14 protein-coding genes are annotated in these 17,319 nt (G+C 64.8%); 5 read left to right on the top strand and 9 right to left on the bottom strand.

The features are described 5' to 3' along the window. The first annotated feature begins 38 nt into the window (after positions 1-38). Both C7446_RS01635 and C7446_RS01630 read left to right on the top strand, forming a co-directional pair. Complete coding sequence (locus tag C7446_RS01635) at positions 39-476, top strand: hypothetical protein (RefSeq protein ID WP_121170642.1); 438 nt, start codon at positions 39-41, stop codon at positions 474-476. Between the two features lie 90 nt (positions 477-566). Next, positions 567-2,315, top strand: a complete 1,749-nt coding sequence (locus C7446_RS01630) for an HD domain-containing phosphohydrolase (RefSeq protein WP_121170640.1) — start codon at positions 567-569, stop codon at positions 2,313-2,315. A 124-nt stretch (positions 2,316-2,439) separates the two neighbouring features. On the opposite strand, the gene C7446_RS01625 is transcribed toward C7446_RS01630, so the two are convergent. Beyond that, positions 2,440-3,420: an ATP-grasp fold amidoligase family protein gene (locus tag C7446_RS01625; RefSeq protein ID WP_170149968.1), complete on the bottom strand. Its 981-nt coding sequence runs from the start codon at positions 3,418-3,420 to the stop codon at positions 2,440-2,442. Positions 3,421-4,281: 861 nt separating this feature from the next. On the opposite strand from C7446_RS01625, the gene C7446_RS01620 reads away from it, so the two are divergent. From C7446_RS01620 to C7446_RS01610, 3 genes are all read left to right on the top strand, one after another. Beyond that, a complete protein-coding gene (locus tag C7446_RS01620; protein ID WP_170149967.1) occupies positions 4,282-5,319 on the top strand; it encodes a YadA C-terminal domain-containing protein in 1,038 nt (345 codons plus the stop codon). A 57-nt stretch (positions 5,320-5,376) separates the two neighbouring features. Beyond that, a complete protein-coding gene (locus C7446_RS01615; protein ID WP_121170635.1) occupies positions 5,377-5,592 on the top strand; it encodes a hypothetical protein in 216 nt (71 codons plus the stop codon). 639 nt (positions 5,593-6,231) lie between these two features. Continuing rightward, on the top strand, positions 6,232-7,323 hold the full coding sequence (locus C7446_RS01610) for an acyltransferase family protein (protein ID WP_121170633.1): 1,092 nt from the start codon (positions 6,232-6,234) through the stop codon (positions 7,321-7,323). A gap of 96 nt (positions 7,324-7,419) precedes the next feature. On the opposite strand, the gene C7446_RS01605 is transcribed toward C7446_RS01610, so the two are convergent. The 8 genes from C7446_RS01605 to C7446_RS01570 form a co-directional block, all read right to left on the bottom strand. Then, a complete protein-coding gene (locus tag C7446_RS01605; protein ID WP_121170631.1) occupies positions 7,420-9,189 on the bottom strand; it encodes a methyl-accepting chemotaxis protein in 1,770 nt (589 codons plus the stop codon). A gap of 167 nt (positions 9,190-9,356) precedes the next feature. Beyond that, complete coding sequence (locus C7446_RS01600) at positions 9,357-11,081, bottom strand: methyl-accepting chemotaxis protein (RefSeq protein ID WP_121170629.1); 1,725 nt, start codon at positions 11,079-11,081, stop codon at positions 9,357-9,359. Positions 11,082-11,241: 160 nt separating this feature from the next. Beyond that, a complete protein-coding gene (locus tag C7446_RS01595) occupies positions 11,242-12,141 on the bottom strand; it encodes an AEC family transporter (RefSeq protein ID WP_121170627.1) in 900 nt (299 codons plus the stop codon). A gap of 148 nt (positions 12,142-12,289) precedes the next feature. Beyond that, on the bottom strand, positions 12,290-12,751 hold the full coding sequence (locus C7446_RS01590; RefSeq protein ID WP_121170625.1) for a DUF7282 domain-containing protein: 462 nt from the start codon (positions 12,749-12,751) through the stop codon (positions 12,290-12,292). A 242-nt stretch (positions 12,752-12,993) separates the two neighbouring features. Then, entirely contained in the window at positions 12,994-13,956 is a 963-nt protein-coding gene (locus C7446_RS01585; protein ID WP_121170624.1) for a C-terminal binding protein, read from the bottom strand. 20 nt (positions 13,957-13,976) lie between these two features. Next, positions 13,977-15,002, bottom strand: coding sequence for an L-idonate 5-dehydrogenase (locus C7446_RS01580; RefSeq protein WP_121170622.1), 1,026 nt, complete (start codon positions 15,000-15,002; stop codon positions 13,977-13,979). Between the two features lie 35 nt (positions 15,003-15,037). Continuing rightward, positions 15,038-15,808, bottom strand: a complete 771-nt coding sequence (locus tag C7446_RS01575) for a glucose 1-dehydrogenase (RefSeq protein ID WP_121170620.1) — start codon at positions 15,806-15,808, stop codon at positions 15,038-15,040. A 13-nt stretch (positions 15,809-15,821) separates the two neighbouring features. Further along, complete coding sequence (locus C7446_RS01570; protein WP_121170618.1) at positions 15,822-17,201, bottom strand: GntP family permease; 1,380 nt, start codon at positions 17,199-17,201, stop codon at positions 15,822-15,824. Between the last annotated feature and the right edge of the window lie 118 nt (positions 17,202-17,319).

Raw genomic sequence — 17,319 nt, 5'->3', positions numbered from 1 at the left:
CCGGCATGTCGATCCGGTCGCCCTCCGTGGAGAGTCCCATGACGATGCCAGCGGCTGTATCGAAACGCTTCTGCCTGCCCCTCATGACCGCCATCCTGCTGAGCCTGCCACTGTCGCCGGTGCTGGCGCAGCCGGTCATCGTGACCGACACCGGCGGCCTGCCTCCGATCTCGCCGCTTGAACGGCCGACCTGGAAGCATCCCCGTCACCAGCCCTTCGGCACCCACGGCCCGCGCAACTTCGACCCGCGCCGCGACGTCGACATCGGCGTGGTACTGCCTCCTGCCCAGCTCGAGCACTGGCGCTCGAACTACATTCCCGACAGCTACCGGCTCAACGGCTATGACGGCAACAGCCGGGGCACGTCGAAGGTCTGCCGCCATCCCGATGGCTCGGTGGAGTACTCCACCAGCGGTGTCCGCTGCCCGGACGGGCAGACCACGCCTCCCGGCGGCCGCAGCTGGTCGACCCGGTAGCCGGGGGCGTCGTTTAAAGCGCTACCGATATCGGCCGATAAAGCGGTTCCGGATGCCTGCATCCGTTGCCCCGAAGTCACGGATGGTGTCATGGAGACGCGCGAGAGCCAGCCGCAGCAACAGACCGAATCGCTTTTGCAGATCGAGATCCGGGACACCGCCCACATCGCCACGGTCGTGGATACGCTGAGTGACGCCACCCACACCCTGACGATCACGCTGCCGGCGACATCGCTGGCCTACCCGGCCTCGATCAGACAAATCGAACCGGAACGCAATCTGCTCACGCTCTCCCTGCTCGACGCCCAGGCGCTTGATGCCGACGCGCTCGATCTCACCGACCTGACCCTGTGTGCCGAAACGATCCGTGAAACGCTGCAGTTCGACACCTTCGAGATCACCGATTGCCAGCGCGACCACGACACACTGGCAATCCACTGCCGCTTCCCGGGGCGCCTGCGCACCAGCTCCAAGCGTCGCAGTGTCCGGCTGCCATTCATTCGCGGCATGCAGGCCCGGGTGCGGGTGCGCGTCTTTGCCGACCAGCCCGCCCTCGAGGCCCGGATTCGCAACCTCTCCGCCGGCGGCTGCCTGCTGGAAGTGCCGCTGCGCTACAGCGCGGCGTTTCGTCTCGATGAGTGGCTGCCCGAGATCTCCATCACCTTTCCCAACCGGCAGAACCTGACAACCACCGGCCGGATCCGTCATGTGCATCCCGCCGGCCGTTCGCACTTCGCTGCCGTGGGGATCGCTTTCGGCGACATGGCGACAGAGGAGCAGGCGCAGCTGATGCACTTCGTCAACGAAGTGGAACGCGAAGCCGCCTATCGTGCGGGTGAAGGCGGCCGCATGGCCTGGCCCTCGCCGCTGTTCGCCTCCGATGAGCCGGGCTACCGGCGCAACGCCCACCAGCGTGACCGCAAGCCCCGGGGCAGCACCACGCCGATGGTCACTGCCGTGCACGAGATTGCCCGCCAGCTGCATGTCACCCAGCTGGCGCTGCAGAATCAGCAGCCGATACCGTGCGAAGCGCTGCGCCGGAGCACCACCCAGCTGCTGCAACTGCTGCAGAAGAACCGTCAGGTCTTCCTCTATGCCCTCTGCTGTCTGCAGGAGGAGCCTCAGTGGATTCAGCACTCGCTGACCGTGGCCGGCCATCTCGCCGATCTGATGATGGCCGAACCCGAGCATGCCGAGCGGGTCGGCGAAGCGGTGATGGCGGCACTGCTGCACGACATGGGCAAGGCGCTACTGATCAGCGAGGAGCTGACCACGCTGGAGGGGCCGCTGACGGCGCAGCAGAAGGTCTATCTGAAAGGCCATGTCGAGGTCATGCTCGACGCCCTGGCCTCGGTGACCTGGCTCGATGCCGGGATTCGTCATGAAGTGATCGGCTGCATCAACGAGCGTCTCGATGGCACCGGCTACCCTGCCGGCTTCACCGCCGGCGATCTGACACCGGTCGCCCGCATGGCCGCCGTCATCGATGCCATTGATGCCATGCGCCGCCCCCGGGGCGACCGCCAGGCCTGCACCGCGATCGAGGCCTACCGCTTTCTCTACAACCGCCCGGCCCGCTTCGACAAGTGGTGGGTGACGCGCTATATCCAGCGCCACGGCTTCTACCCCATCGGCAGCCTGGTGAAGTTCTCGCGCGGCTTCCTCGCCTGGGTGCTGGAGCTCGATCAGCACGGTCAGCCCGAGCGGATTCGGGTCGTGCTCAATACGGCGCGCAACCGGATGACCATGGACGACGTGCTCGGCCGGGTCGACTTTGCCCAGCTGGGCCGGCTGGAGGGGCTGGCCCAGCCCGAACAGTACGGCCTGTCTCCGTACTGAGCCCGTTATCCTGCTGAACCCACTACCCTGGCGAGCTGCACCGCACCGACGCACTGACACCCACGCCCGGCACCATCACGCCGTCACTCCTCCGGCACGTCCGCGGCAGCCGCTGCGGATACGGTCAGACGCCCCGGTACTCAGCGCGACTCAGCCCCCGGGCAGACGCCGGGAGCTGTTCGGCGGGTGCCTCCAGCTCCTCGAACAGCTGCCCCCAGGCGAGATCCTGCTCGTGTGATCGAAAATGCTTCATCCCGCCGGTCGGCGTGAAGGTCATCTCCCCGAAGTAGACGCGATCATCGGTCAGGTAGAGATCGATCCGCACGAAGCCGAACCCTTCCGACAGCTTCAGGGCCACCGCCATGGCCTCATCCAGCATTGCCGGGCGCGGCATCGGCACTCCGGTCGTGAAGCGCTCCTCGACGATATCAACCAGATTCCAGTCGCTGTCGTAGTAATCGAAGGCCAGGTTTTCGAAACGATCATGATCGATCTCGATGAAGACCCGGGGCGCCTCTCCCTGCCGGCGAAAACAGTAGAACTTGTAATCCTTCGGCACCCTGCCGCGCTCGTCCAGCAGCAGCTGCTCGAACATCAGCTGTGGATCAATGCCGCGGTAGTGACGTTCGCGGCTGGTCGCGTGGAAATCATCGTCGAGCCACTGCCGGCCCAGCGCATTCAGCAGCTGCGGCGGGTAATCCCGGCGTTCACGCACCAGCAGGTTGAACCCCGAACCATGATTCGCCTTCATCACGAACCGTTCCGGCAGGGTGTCCCAGAAAGCCTCGTCGACATGCTTGCAAACCCCATGGCAAGGGATCAGGTACTGCTCGCCAACCACCGCCTTCACGTAGTCACGAACCTGTACCTTGTCACTCAGCGGAGTAAAGGCCGGCTCGGGATCAATGCGCCGGCGGCATATCTTCTCATTGAAGGTGCGTGGCTGTTTCAGATGGGGCCAGTAGCCGAACTCGCGTCGATATACCAGAGCGACATACTGACGATCGGACAGGCGGCTGGTGATGGCGTGACGAACGGTACCGAGCAGACCGTTCAGCCATCGGCGATGTGAAGTGTGCTGGCATGTGGCAGTACTCTCGGTCATGGCTGCGCTCCCTGACTGTTTCCACCGGTTGCTTCGCTTCATGAACCGGTCATGTAACAGAACATGGCACAGGAAACGGCAGCATAATATGCAGCCTTACTTATCGCAGAAACCGGACTCCTATCGAACAAGTCCTTTATTCGGGCATCGCTTATAATGTCCGTTCGGCTGGTTCTGCCGGTGCCAATGTACGGTCACTCGTCATGGCACTGAAACTACCCCGAAAAGCGAGTCCGGAAAATCGGCGATTCCGTGATTTTTGTGATGTGTTTGAAAAAAACACGACGCAACTGAAAGCTGACGTTTACCGGATGCCTGCGTATCTCCGGGCCGCGCTACCATAAACACTCATACCCTGCCGGCAGGACTGTGCCCATCCGTGCACCGCACGGTGCCGGGCCTGACCGACTGCCCGGCGGCACCTGACAGCAGTTCTTGCGCCCTGCGAGCAACGCCAGACCGGGGACTGATCATCGACTGATTCCCGCCTCACTGCTTCCTTCATGCCGTTATATCAACCGACTCCGGCACGCCATTTTACCGGCGGCCACTCGGGCAGATGAATAGTCTCATACTCGAGGCAATCAAATATCTAATACCAACGAGAGCAAATCACCCATTAATTGAAATGGGCATCAATTACCGCAAACCGACTGTCAATCAATGACAGCTTTAATATCAGCAGTGTGTCGCACTCCGAATGGCACAACGCCCCCGCCTTCCCTCTCCCATGATTACAAACAGTTTCATCGGGAAACATTAAACCCTCGCCCCTACAGGACCGGCGTGCTCCCGGGAACGAATGACAACAGGCGGCCACCTCGCCGACCGCTTCAGGGAACCAGTCAGGGAAGATCGATCATGAAAAAGACGCTGCTTGCCTCCGCCATATCCGCAGCCCTCGTGGCCTCCTTTTCCGCTCAGGCCAGCCCCTATGACAACTGCGGCTGCGTGATCAGCGGCATGCAGGGCGATATAGCCGATAACAGCCAGCGAATCGACAGCAACCGCGACGCCATCGGCGAGGTAGCAGCACATGCCGATCGCAACACCGGGCTGGCCGAAGCCAACCAGCGCGAAATCGCCGAGCAGTCCGCCTGGAATGATCGCCAGGAGGGCGTGATCCGCCAGAACCGCGGCCGCCTCGATGACATGGATCAGCGCAACCAGCGTCAGGATGACGTCATCGGCGACAATACGCAGCAGATCGAGAATGTCTCGACCCGGACTTCACAAAACACCGACAGCATTGCCGCCAATCGGCAAGGCATCGAAGCCAACACGCAGACCAACCACCGGCAGGATGAAGCGATCCGTGATAACCGCCAGCGTGTTGATACGGTTTCGGCACAGGCCGACCGCAACACGGCCACCGGTCGCAAAAATGCCGACAACATCGAGCACAACCGCCAGGGCATTCTTGCCAATGCCGAGCTCAACGAGCAGCAGGATACGGCCATCCGGACCAATGCCGAGGCCAACGACCGCCAGGACGAGACGCTGAATCAGCACGCCACGGTCATCAACCGCAACACTTCCGACATTCGCGATTATCAGCGCCAGACCCGCAGCAGCCTCGCGCAGCACTCCGAAGCCATTGACCGCAATGCCGCCGGCATCCAACAGAACCGGGCCGATATCGCCGACCTGCGCGGCAATATCGACGACCTCGAAGCCGGCGTGGCCGCCGCCGTGGCCGCCGCCTCGCACCAGTTCCATCTCGGCCCAGGCGCCGGTGGCCAGCTGAGCATTGCCGGTGGCGCCTACAAGGGCGAAAACGCCGCCTCGCTGGCGCTGGGCACGCCCCTCAATGACCGCCTGTTCGTCAATGCCAACTGGTCGCACGACTCACGTGGCAACAACGCCTACGGCGCGGGCATGAACATCAAGCTCTGGTAATCACGCGCCACTGTCATCCATCGAGCCGGGCACGCCCGGCTCCGGCGGGAGAGTCCCATGCTGCCCTCTTTCAGACTGCCGCTGTCACATCGCCTTTTCCGCGTGAGTTCACTGTTTCAGCGCTGCATGAGCCGTCGCGCCGAGCGCGCTGCCCATCGCCGGCTGCTCGCCGCAGCCGCGGCCTTTGTCGAGGAGCCCGGTGTACAACGCCTCGACAGGCTGCAGGCGGCAGTGCGCTACAGCCAGTACACCCTCGAGCCCGAGCACGACTGAAGCGGCAGGGCTCGTTCACCAACCGGAGCTGCCTGTGCGGCAGCGCACTCGCCCTGGCTCTTGACCAGGTTGACGCACTTTTTCTGAGCTGCCTGTGCGGCAGCGCACGGGCACTTTTACCGCAGGGCAATAACAGGCAATTTCTGAGCTGCCTGTGCGGCAGCTCAGAAAAAGGTGGCACTTGATGCTCTCAAGTGGGGCGCGTTCGCTGCCGGGCAGGCAGCTCAGAAAACTGGCCGTTTCGGTGAGTTCCTTTTCTTCTCGTTCGCTGCCGGGCAGGCAGCTCAGAAATGGAGATGGTCATCGACTGCATCGCCAAGATCGTTCGCTGCCGGGCAGGCAGCTCAGAAAGGGAACGCCATGCTGCGCGGGTCATCATATGTGTTCGCTGCCGGGCAGGCAACTCGGAGAAAATGCACGGGGCGGGTGTGGCTCAGCCCGCATCAAGGATCGGGGGCAGCGAACGGGAGGCAAGCCCCGGAGCAGGCCGGAGGCCCAGGCCGATTTGTAATGCTTCTGATCAGCCATTTTTGCATGTTGCGACGTAATATCCCGCTTCGGCATACATTAAACGCATCTTAATCGATAGCATCAGCGAGGTGGGAATAACGAAAAGTTACAAACATCAGGAAAGAATCAATGCCTACCCGCTTTAACACGCAACGTATTGACTGGATAGACGCCGCCAAAGGCATGTGCATTCTCATGGTGGTGCTTTATCACACCATGTTTTTCGTCTTCAAAATGGGGCTGATGACCGACACCCTGGCGTTCACGCTGTGGAATACGTTCGTGCTCGCCCTGCGGCCGATGAGAATGCCGCTGTTTTTCATGATCTCGGGATTTCTGGCCCACTCTGCCGTCTATCGCACCGCGTGGCGTGACGTGTTCCATTCCCGTATCGCCTCGTTGCTGTGGCTCTACGGCATCTGGCTGCTGGCCGACTGGGGTGTGTGCCTGGCGCTCTATCATTACGGCGATCCTACCCTGGTGCCGGGAGCCGGGACGCTGCCCGTCGACCTGAGCGGCTTGGCCTTCACGGCCCTGCGGGCCGACACGGGTATCTGGTATCTCTATGGCCTGGTCATCTACTTCGTGATCTGCCGCCTAGGGCGCCACCACGTCGGCCTGACACTCACCGCCATCGGGGTAGTCTCGGTCTTTCATCAGCCGCTTTTCGGGATCGAGTTCTGGAGTGTGGCGTCGCTGCTGGCCAACGCGATCTTCTTCGCCCTGGGCTGCTTTGCCAAACCCTTCATCACCCGGCATGCCCGAGAGTTCAACGCCCGGCGCCTGCTCATCGCATCATGCGCCACCCTGGTCCTGCTCACGATCTCCAAGGTCTATCCGACCCTGAACCACATGCCGGGTGTTCGTCCGCTGGCCTCCGTGGCCATGATCATTACCGCCATTGACGTGACGGCGTGGGCCACGGCGCACTTCAGGCTCAAGCTGCTGCGCAACATCGGCCGCGTCACACTACCGATCTACGTCATGCACTGCCTGATCATCGCCGGTGTCGCCCAGCTGCTTGGCCCGCTCGAGCTGCACGGCCTCACTGCCGAGCTGTACGTCGCCGTGATGCCGCCACTGCTGGCTGCAGCCACCGTGCTGCTGTGCCTCGGCATCTACCGCCTCGCCAACCGTCGCCAGGGGCAGGTGCTGTTCACTCTCCCCTCGCGTGAGCTCATGCTACGCACGCCGGCCCTCTCCACCGATAACCGTGCCTGACATGCGCTCGGTTGCATCAAGATCCGCAGTTGAAGACCCTTCGTAAAAAGACCGCCCCTCGGGGCGGTCTGCGTTTTCTTCCAGTGGGCTGTCGCTTCAGAAGCTCTCCCAGTCGTCGCTGCTCTCCGCGGTGGTCACTCGGCTGCGTTCATGCCGCTCTGCCACAGGGGCCGGCGGATGCTCGGCGGGCGCCTCCCCTGCCCCGGCGGCGGCCGCCGGAGCGCGCGCGTTGTGCGAGGCGTGATCGGGGCTCGTGTGATGGTCTGCGCGGTGTGCCGTGTCAGGCGCTGCGGGCGATGCGGGGCGCGCCCCGGGCTCATCGGCCAGCTGGAAAAAGGCCATGCGCTCGAGCAGCGTGGCCGACTGTTCCTGCAGCATGCGGCTGGCGCTGGCGGCCTCTTCGACCATGGCGGCATTGCGCTGGGTGATCTCGTCGAGCTGGCTGATCGCGGTCGTGACCTGATCGATGCCACTGGTCTGTTCGCGGCTGGCCATGGCGATCTCGGAGACGAGATCGGTGGTGCGTCGCACGCTGGTGACGATCTCCGCCAGGGTATCGCCGGAGCGCTTCACCAGCACGCTGCCGTTCTCCGCCCGTTCGACGCTGGTCGCGACCAGCGCCTTGATTTCGCGCGCCGCTTCGGCGGAACGGGTCGCCAGCGTACGTACCTCACCGGCCACAACGGCAAAGCCGCGCCCCTGCTCACCGGCGCGGGCTGCCTCGACGGCGGCGTTGAGCGCCAGCAGATTGGTCTGGAAGGCGATGTTGTCGATCAGCGCCACGATCTCGCTGATCTGATGGCTGGACTCATTGATCTGCCCCATTGCACTGATCGCCTCGTTGACCACCTCGCCACCGGCCACGGCCTGATCGCGGGCGCTGCCGGCCAGCTGATCGGCCTGCCCGGCGTTGTCGGCATTCTGGCGCACCGTAGAGGTAATCTCCTCCATCGAGGAGGCAGTCTGTTCGAGGCTGGCGGCCTGCTCCTGGGTACGCCGCGATAGCTCATCATTGCTGCCGGCGAGCTGAGCCGAAGTGGCGCCCACGCTCTCGGCATTGCGGCGCGCCTGCCGGACGATATCGGCCAGCTGGGTACGCATGTCGGCCAGCGCATCGAGCACCCGGCCGAACTCGTCGCGATAGCCGTGTGAAATGCGGGTGTCGAGATGCCCGCGGGCGATCTCCTCGGTGAAGCGCTGCGCCTGGTGCAGCGGCCGCAGGATCCCGCGGGTCAGACGCCAGCCGATCAGCACCAGTGCGATCAGTGCACCGGCCATCATGGCACCGATCAGCCAGACCAGCTGACCGAAGTGCGCCTGACTGAGGCCCCAGGCACCTTCGGTCTGCTGCTGCTGCAGGTCAATCAGCGTGGTGAGATCACCGCGCAGCGCATCGAACTGGCCGCTCAGGGTATCGTGGTAGGCGTCGATCGCATCGCCCCGCTGGTTGAATTCCAGCTGCTGGCGATAGGTCTTCAGCTGCTCATCGAGCGCGGCCCGCTGCTGCTCGACCCGCTCGATCAGCGCCTGCTCTTCGGGGCCACGCTGACTGGTCGCCAGATAGTGCTGCCACTCCTCGCTCGCATGTTCCCGGTAGCGGGCCAGGTCCTGCTCGTTGGCCGCCATGGTCGCATCGGAGTGAAACAGCGCCGGCATCAGCAGCTGGCCGCGCAGCCCCAGGGTATCGGAGAGCACCGCAGAGAGTGCTCGCATCGGAATGACATTCTGCTTGTAGACGCTGCCCATCGAGCTGTTCGACTGATACAGCGCCACGATGCCCAGCCCGCCGACCGCCAGCAGCAACGCCGCCAGCAGGGCCAGGGTCAGCACCAGCCGGGTGCCTACACTTGTGTTCCAGAACCGCATCGGTTCACTCTCCCTGCGATTATTGTCGACCGGTCCCAGCGACCGGATAGAGTCCCGCTCAATGGCAGTTAACGGCCCGGCGCGCAGGGACTTGAGCTTTCCCCCTCTTTTGGAGAGTCAACAAAAAGGCCGCCCGAAGGCGGCCTGAAGGCACATGGCGGGAGACTTCAGAAACTCTCCCAGTCATCCTCGACCTGAGCCGCTACCGTGCGCGCAGCCCCGGATGACCGCCCGGCCCCGGCAGTGCGTGTCGGCGTGGCGGCATGAGGCGCCGGAGTGCGGGCAGAGTGATGTGCCGCGGTAGTCATCAGCTGCCGGGCGCTGCTGGCCGGCGCTGGCGTACGCTCGGCCAGCCGGAAGAAGGCCAGCCGTTCCAGCAGGGTCTCGGCCTGCTCCTGCAGCAGCCGACTGGCGCTGGAGGCTTCCTCGACCATGGCGGCGTTGCGCTGGGTGATCTCGTCCATCTGCGAGACCGCCATGTTGACCTGTTCGATGCCCGCGGACTGCTCGCGGCCGGCCATGGCGATCTCGGAGACCAGCCCGGTGGTGCGCTGCACCCCGGTCACGATCTCCCGCAGCGTCTCGCCGGAGCGTGATACCAGCGCACTGCCCTTCTCCACCCGCTCCACGCTGGTCGCGACCAGCGTCTTGATCTCGCGGGCCGCTTCCGCCGAGCGGGTCGCCAGGGTGCGTACCTCACCGGCCACCACGGCAAAGCCGCGCCCCTGTTCGCCGGCACGCGCCGCTTCAACCGCGGCATTGAGCGCCAGCAGGTTGGTCTGGAAGGCGATGTCGTCGATCAGTGTCACGATCTCGCTGATCTGACGGCTGGAGGCGCTGATCTCCTCCATGGCGCCAACCGCCTGGCTGATCACTTCGCCGCCGGCCACGGCCTGATCGCGGGCACTGCCGGCGGCCTGATCGGCCTGACCGGCGTTGTCGGCATTGCGGCGTACCGTGGCGGTCATTTCCTCCATCGAGGAGGCGGTCTCCTCGAGGCTGGCGGCCTGCTCCTGGGTACGCTGGGAGAGCTCATCGTTGCTGCTGGCCAGCTGCGCCGAGGCCGCGCCCACGGTTTCGGCACCGAGACGCGCCTCACGCACGATCCCGGCGAGCCGGGTGCGCATGTCGCCGAGCGCATCGAGCACCCGGCCGAATTCATCGCGATAGCCGTGCTCGATACGGACATCGAGATGCCCCCGGGCGATCTCTTCGGTAAAGCCCTGGGCGCGCCGCAGCGGATGCAGAATGCCGCGGGTCAGCCGCCAGCCCACCAGCACCAGCGCCAGCAGCGCCGTGATGATGATGGCCGAGACGAGCAGGCGCTGATGCCGATAGGCCTGCTGACCCTGCTGATAGGCGGTCTGTACCGAGGCGGTCTGGATGCCGGACAGCGTGCTCAGATCTTCCCGCAGCGACCGGAACTCGTCGCGCAGGGTGGTGTTGTTGAAGTCTACCGCCTGATCGAACCGACCGGCCGCCAGCAGGGCGAAGTAGCGGTTCAGCTTGTCCGCAAAGGCCTGCTGCTCTGCCATGACCCGCTCGGCCAGCTCCCGTTCGCGCCCGCTGGCCGGCACCGAGGCCATGTAGAGCGGCCAGCCGTGATCGAAATGGCGGCGATATTCGGCCAGGTGGTCGCGCGCCCGGGTCATCTCCTCCTCGGTGCGAATCAGCGCCGGCGTCAGCAGCTGGCCGCGCAGGTTGAGCACGCTGCTCATCACTTCGCTGATCGCCTCCATCGGCAGCACATTGCGCCGATAGACATCGCCCAGCGCCTCGTTCGACCTGCCCAGCGCCGTTACCCCCATGCCCCCCACCAGCAGCAGCAACGCCGCCAGAAACGTCAGCGTCACCACCAGTCGGGTGCCGACACTCCTTTGCAGTAGTCCCATTTCCACCTTCTCCCGGTCACTTGTCAGCGCGCGTGACCGCCCCGTTCGAGTCACCGCGTGACTGCACTATCGGTCCAGGAAAAGCCGTACTTTAGTAGCCCGAACAGGAAATTTTTTTCTAATACCTTACGGTGAGTCCTGCTTAATGAAAAAAGCTTACTCAACCCATCACGGCCATCCAGATCGGCAGGGTCAGGGCCGCCAGCAGGGTGGACAGAAAGATCAGGCCGCCCACGGTGCGCTGATCCTCGGCGGTGGTGGCAAAGGCCAGCGCATTGACGCCGATCGGACCCGCTGCCAGCAGCACCAGCACCTGCTGCTCGACCGACCCGACCCCCGCCAGGGTGGTCGCCAGCGCCACCAGCAGCGGGAAGGCAATCAGCTTGAGCGCGCAGACACTCCACACCAGCCGGTTGGAACGCAGTCGGTAGCGGGTCAGGCCGATGCCCAGCACCAGCAGGGCGCATGGCAGGGCCGCCCGCGACAGCCAGTCCAGCATCTGCCAGACCGTCTCCGGCAGGCCGAGCCCCAGCGCATTCACCTCCATGCCGAGCAGCAGCGCCATCACCAGCGGATTCTTCAGCGTGGCGAGGATCGAGCCGAGCCCGGGGCGACGTCCTTCGGCATCGGCCAGCGCCACATGCACCGACTGGGCGGTGAACAGGACCAGGCTGTGCGCGGCCAGAATGGCGTAGAGATAGACCAGCCCCCGGTCACCGAACAGCGCCGCCACCAGCGGCAGCCCGACCAGCACGTTGTTGGAGTAGCTGCCGGCCAGCCCCAGCGCCGTGGCCTGATGGCGGCGGCGGTCGACCACCGTATTGACGAAGGTAAAGATGAGCAGTGCGGGCAGGAAGTAGAGCGCGATCAAAACCGGCGAGAGAGCATCACCCAGCGGCGCCCGGGCAATCCCGGTGAACAGCAGACAGGGCATGAACAGTCGAAAGGTGATCGTCGACAGCCCACCCATGCCTTCCGGTGACAGCCAGCCACGCCAGCCCAGCAGGTATCCCAGAACGATCAGACCGAAAATCGGCAGGATGGCCCAGACGGCAACCATGCAGCATCTCCCTGCAGCATGTAACGGCAGGGCGCGTTACATGAAAGCAATGTGGTTCATCTGCCGCACCCCGAAGCCGGCATGAAAAACCCCGGGAAGAACCCGGGGTGCAGGGAAAAAGTAACATGAAACCCGATCATTCGTGATGTCAGCCGCTCTCGTCGCCCACAATATCGGTGACCGTGAACTTACGGGTGACCTGGTGGCCCTCCCGCTCTACCGGCGGATCGAGGTGCGGGTGATCACTGCCATGTTCGAATTCGTAGCGTTCGGCGGTATCGAGATGCAGCATGGCGGTGAGCTGTTCCTGCTGCTGCACGCTGTCATCCAGGGCCACGCTGACCTTCGCATGATGGCCTGCCTGGGCGAAGGCGCTGCCTACCACGGGGCCATGACCATCGCCCTGCCGGGTTTCGTGAATGACCACGAAGCCGTTGGCAGGCATGTCGACGTTGTGCAGGGTCACCCGGCCGAAGCTCTCGCTCTGATCCTTCACGCTCAGTGACGGGGATACATCGTTGCCGGTCGCGGCGCCTGCCGCTCCCGACAGGGCCATGACACCGGCAGTGAACAGGCCGGGCAGGATTCGGTTCAGGCTCAATGAGATCATGCCGCTCCTCCTGGCGTCGGCGGCTGAGTGTCGTCGGCGCCGAACGGGAAGCAAACCGCGTGCCATCCGTTCAGTTCCGGTTCAGATTATCAATCCGGATCGGTACCTGTCGTGACAGGCAAGGGACATTTGGATGAAAGTGGCATAGCCGAAAGCGGCGGTTCAGCCCCGCCGGGCGGACTCCGGGACTTCACCCGGGTACCTTGCACCCATGCTTTGCACCAGCACTGCGCACCAGTACTTCACTTGAGCACTTCAGGGTTGAGGATATTGCCGGGCCGCCGCCCCTGCACCACATCGAGGGCGTGCTGCGCCGTGCGCCGCTTGAGCTCGGCATAGGAGTCCTCGGTATAGAAGCCGGCATGCGGGGTCAGCACCACCCGCGGGCAGCTCATCAGCGGATGATCGACAGGCAGCGGCTCTTCCTCGAGTACATCGAGGCCGGCGCCCAGCAGCCGCCCCTGCTGCAATGCCGTCACCAGCGCGGTGGTCTCCACCACCCCGCCACGCGCCGTGTTGATGAGCACGGCATCGGAGCGCATGCACGCCAGCGCATCGGCGTCGATCAGGTGACGGGTCTGCTCGGTGAGCGGCACATGTATCGAGACTACATGGGATGAGACCAGCAGCGTCTCCAGGCTCACCACCGGCCAGCCCTCGGGCGTCCGCGCGCCGGGTTCGAAGCGGGCATCGAAGACCACCACCTCGAATCCCAGCCCGGCGGCCTTGCGCGCCGTGGCGCTGCCGATGGCACCGGCGCCGATCACGCCGAAACGACGCCCGGCAAAGCCGTACACCGGCACCGAGGCCGCCAGAGCCGACTGCCCGGCCCGCATCCGCCGATCCATGCCGGCGGTATTGCGCACCACCGCCACGGCCAGCGCGATGGCGTGGTCGGAAACGGCCTCGGTACCGTAATCGGGCACATTGCAGACCGCCACGCCGCGCTCGGTGGCTGCCGCCACATCGACCGTATCAACGCCCACGCCGTAGCGCGAGATCACCTGCACCTCCGGCAGGGCATCGAGCACCTCGCCGGTGATCCGGCCATACTGCACCAGCAGGCCATCGGCGCCGCGGGCATTGGCGATGATGCCGGCCGGCGAGGCGTCCTGATACAGCGCGCACTCCCCCCCGACCTGCGCGATACAGTCACGCTCGATGGCGACATCGGCGTGGTCGCAATCGGTGATCACGATCTTCATGACGCTCTCCCGTGACCGTTTCAGTGCCGGTCGTGGTCCGGCCAGAGCTCGACCAGCACCTTGCCGGAAGCCTGCGAATCCTTCGCCGCGGCGAAGGCCGCCTCGGCATCGGTTGCCGGCAGCACATGGGTAATCACCCGATCGAAACGCGCATCGGCGGCCAGCAGCGCAATCGCCTCGTCGATCTCCTGATTGAAGCGGAAGCAGCCGCGCAACTGGGCTTCCTTGGCGATCAGCGCCGCCAGCGACACCGGTTGCGGGCCCGACCCCATCATGCCGATCTGGGCGATCACCCCGGCGCGGCGCACCGCGGCAATGGCGCCATCGATCGAGGCCGGCACGCCGGAGCACTCCAGCACCACATCGAAGGCTTCCGCCGGCAGCTCATCGGTGCCGATCTGCAGCGTGCGCGTCACCCCCAGCGCGCGGGCGCGCTCGAGCGGCCCTTCGAGCACGTCGGTGGCCGTCACCTCGGCGGCGCCCTTTGCCAGCGCGGCTGCCGCTGCCAGCAGCCCGATCGGCCCGGAGCCGCAGACCAGCACCCGCTTGCCCTCGACGCCACCGGCCACGTTGATGCCGTGCAGGCCGACCGCCAGCGGTTCGGCCAGCGCGGCACGCTGCAGCGACAGCCCTTCGGGCAGCACCCGGATCATGCCGGCATCCACCAGCAGGTACTCGCTCATGCCGCCCTGGGTATGCGGCCAGGTGGACGCGGAGCCGAGATAGGCGCCGTTGGGCCAGAGGTGCGGCTGCGTCTCGATGCCCGGCTGCGAGTCGCCGAAGGTGGCCGGATGCAGGGTGACCGGGGTGCCGGCAGCCAGCCGGCCGGCAGGATCGTGATCCACCACCCCGGACACCTCATGGCCGGGGATCAGGGGCTCGCGCACCACGAAGGCGCCATTGGCGCCTTCGTGGTAGTAGTGCAGATCGGAGCCGCAGATGCCGCCAAAGGCCATGCGCAGCCGCACCTGACCCTCGCCCGGCTCGGGTATTTCGACGTCCGCTTCCCGCAGATCCTGTCTGCCATGAATGAACAGGGCCTTCATGTTGCCGTCCTCCTCTCGGGTGAGCGCCGGGGCACTCACACCACGGATGTCATGCCGCCATCGACGAAGATGTTCTGGCCGGAGACAAAGCTCGAGGCATCCGAGCAGAGATAGATCAGGGTGCCTACCAGCTCGCCGACCTCACCCCAGCGTGCCGCCGGCGTGCGTTTCTCGATCCAGCCGTTGAACTCGTCGTCCTGCCACAGTGCCGTATTCATCTCGGTCCGGAAATAGCCCGGCGAGATGCAGTTGACCTGGATGTTGTGGCGCGCCAGATCGGCCGCCATGCCCTGGGTGAGCATCACCACACCGCCCTTGGAGGCGCCGTAGGGGGCGATGGTCTGGCGTGCCAGCTTCGACTGCACCGACCCGATGTTGACCACCTTGCCGGTGCCGCGCTCGGCCATCGCCGGGGTAATGGCCCGCGACACATAAAAGGCGCTGGAGAGGTTGGTCGCCAGTACCGCATCCCAGTCTTCGGGGTCGAACTCGGTGAACGGCGCGCGCCGCTGCAGGCCGGCGTTGTTGACCAGGATGTCCGGAACGCCGTGCTCTTCGATGAGCGCCGTCAGCTGCGCGCGGACCTCATCGGCGTCGGTGACATCGAAGGTCACGCCGCTGACTTCGGCCCCGGTGGCCTGTGCCATCTCGCGGGCGGCGGCATCGACCGTATCGCGCGAGCGGCCGTGAAGGATGACGCGCACGCCCTGCTCGGCCAGCCCGCGCGCCAGGGCATTGCCCAGCCCGCGCGAGGAACCGGTCACCAGCGCCAGCCGGCCACTGATATCAAAGGGGTTGTTTGCCATGCCGTACTCCTGCTCAGAAGATCACGAAAACGATGCAGGCGAACACGAAGCCGACCAGCGATTCGATCGCCTGCTGTACGGTCCAGGTCTGCAGGGTGGTCTTGACGTCCATCCCCAGCAGCCGCCCCACCAGCCAGAAGCCGGAGTCGTTGACGTGACCGGCAAAGACCGAACCGGCGGCCGTCGCCAGGGTGATCGCCACCACCTGCAGCGAGGAGAAGTCGCCCCCGGAAACCGCCGGCGCCATCAGACCCGCGGCCGTGACCAGCGCCACCGTGGCCGAGCCCTGCGCAAGGCGGATGATGGCCGCCACCAGATAGGCCGCCACGATGACCGGCAGGCCGATGTCGTTGAGCGAATCGGAGAGCGCATCACCGATGCCCGAGGCCTGCAGCACGCCGCCGAACATGCCGCCGGCGCCGGTGATCAGTACCACCGAGCAGATCGGCCCCAGCGCGGAATCGAGCAGCTTCTGCAGGGCATTGCCGCTCTCGCCTCGCCGGGTGCCCAGTACCCACATTGCCACCAGCGTCGAGATCAACAGTGCAATGGGGGTCCGGCCCAGTGCGGAGAGCACGTGGTACCAGCCCTGGCTGCTGTCCACCATGCCCAGCGAGCGCAGGAAGTCGAGCCCGGTATTCATGAAGATCAGCACCATCGGCAGCAGCAGCATCGCCAGCACCGTGCCGACCGTGGGCGGATTGCTGACCTCGCTGTCGTCCACTTCACCGAACAGTGCATCGGAGAGCTTGAAGGGGTGCTGGCGCGCGGTCACTCGACCCCAGAAGTAACCGGCAATCATCCACATCGGGAAGGCGATGATGATGCCTACCAGCAGCAGCAGGCCGAGGTTGGCGTTATAGAGCTCTGAGGCCGTCACCGGGCCGGGATGGGGCGGCACGAAGACGTGCATCACCGAGAAGGCCGCTGCCGCGGGAATGGCATAGAGCAGCACGGGCCCGCCCAGCCGCTTGGCGACCGCGAAGATCACCGGCAGCATGACGATCAGGCCGGCATCGAAGAAGATCGGGAAGCCCATGAACAGCGAGGCGATGCCCAGCGCGAAGGGCGCGCGGTTTTCACCGAAGATCGAGATCATGCGATCGGCCAGCACCCCGGCACCGCCGGAGTATTCGACCAGCTTGCCGAGCATGGCACCGAGCCCAACCAGCAGCGCAACCGAACCGAGGGTGCTACCGAACTTGTCCACCATCGTGGGGACGATCTGATCGGCCGGAATGCCGGTGGCAAAGGCCGTCAGCAGACTGACCAGAATCAGGGTCAGGAATGCGTGCACCCTGAATTTGATTACCATCACCAGCAGTACTGCAATGGCCGCCGCCGCTATGCCCAGCAGCGGACCGGCCGACATTGTCTGGGTCCATCCTTCCATTGTGCTCTCCGGAACCGTTCCCGATGCCCCGATACGGGGTGGGCGTAAGCGTGTTAGCGATAACATCGTACAGACTGACAGACCGCTAGATACTCGACCTTGGTTTAAAGCCATGTTG

Origin of the sequence: Kushneria sinocarnis, assembly GCF_003633775.1 — a bacterium.
GTDB classification, from domain to species: domain Bacteria; phylum Pseudomonadota; class Gammaproteobacteria; order Pseudomonadales; family Halomonadaceae; genus Kushneria; species Kushneria sinocarnis.
The sequence above is the reverse complement of the archived record's forward strand: the minus strand, read 5'-3'. Positions and strand labels throughout refer to the sequence as shown.

Bases quoted from the DNA above. Each gene is read 5' to 3' on its own strand.
- C7446_RS01635 (WP_121170642.1), top strand. From the start codon at position 39: ATGACGATGCCAGCGGCTGTATCGAAACGCTTCTGCCTGCCCCTCATG.
- C7446_RS01630 (WP_121170640.1), top strand. From the start codon at position 567: ATGGAGACGCGCGAGAGCCAGCCGCAGCAACAGACCGAATCGCTTTTG.
- C7446_RS01625 (WP_170149968.1), bottom strand. From the start codon at position 3,420: ATGACCGAGAGTACTGCCACATGCCAGCACACTTCACATCGCCGATGG.
- C7446_RS01620 (WP_170149967.1), top strand. From the start codon at position 4,282: ATGAAAAAGACGCTGCTTGCCTCCGCCATATCCGCAGCCCTCGTGGCC.
- C7446_RS01615 (WP_121170635.1), top strand. From the start codon at position 5,377: ATGCTGCCCTCTTTCAGACTGCCGCTGTCACATCGCCTTTTCCGCGTG.
- C7446_RS01610 (WP_121170633.1), top strand. From the start codon at position 6,232: ATGCCTACCCGCTTTAACACGCAACGTATTGACTGGATAGACGCCGCC.
- C7446_RS01605 (WP_121170631.1), bottom strand. From the start codon at position 9,189: ATGCGGTTCTGGAACACAAGTGTAGGCACCCGGCTGGTGCTGACCCTG.
- C7446_RS01600 (WP_121170629.1), bottom strand. From the start codon at position 11,081: ATGGGACTACTGCAAAGGAGTGTCGGCACCCGACTGGTGGTGACGCTG.
- C7446_RS01595 (WP_121170627.1), bottom strand. From the start codon at position 12,141: ATGGTTGCCGTCTGGGCCATCCTGCCGATTTTCGGTCTGATCGTTCTG.
- C7446_RS01590 (WP_121170625.1), bottom strand. From the start codon at position 12,751: ATGATCTCATTGAGCCTGAACCGAATCCTGCCCGGCCTGTTCACTGCC.
- C7446_RS01585 (WP_121170624.1), bottom strand. From the start codon at position 13,956: ATGAAGATCGTGATCACCGATTGCGACCACGCCGATGTCGCCATCGAG.
- C7446_RS01580 (WP_121170622.1), bottom strand. From the start codon at position 15,002: ATGAAGGCCCTGTTCATTCATGGCAGACAGGATCTGCGGGAAGCGGAC.
- C7446_RS01575 (WP_121170620.1), bottom strand. From the start codon at position 15,808: ATGGCAAACAACCCCTTTGATATCAGTGGCCGGCTGGCGCTGGTGACC.
- C7446_RS01570 (WP_121170618.1), bottom strand. From the start codon at position 17,201: ATGGAAGGATGGACCCAGACAATGTCGGCCGGTCCGCTGCTGGGCATA.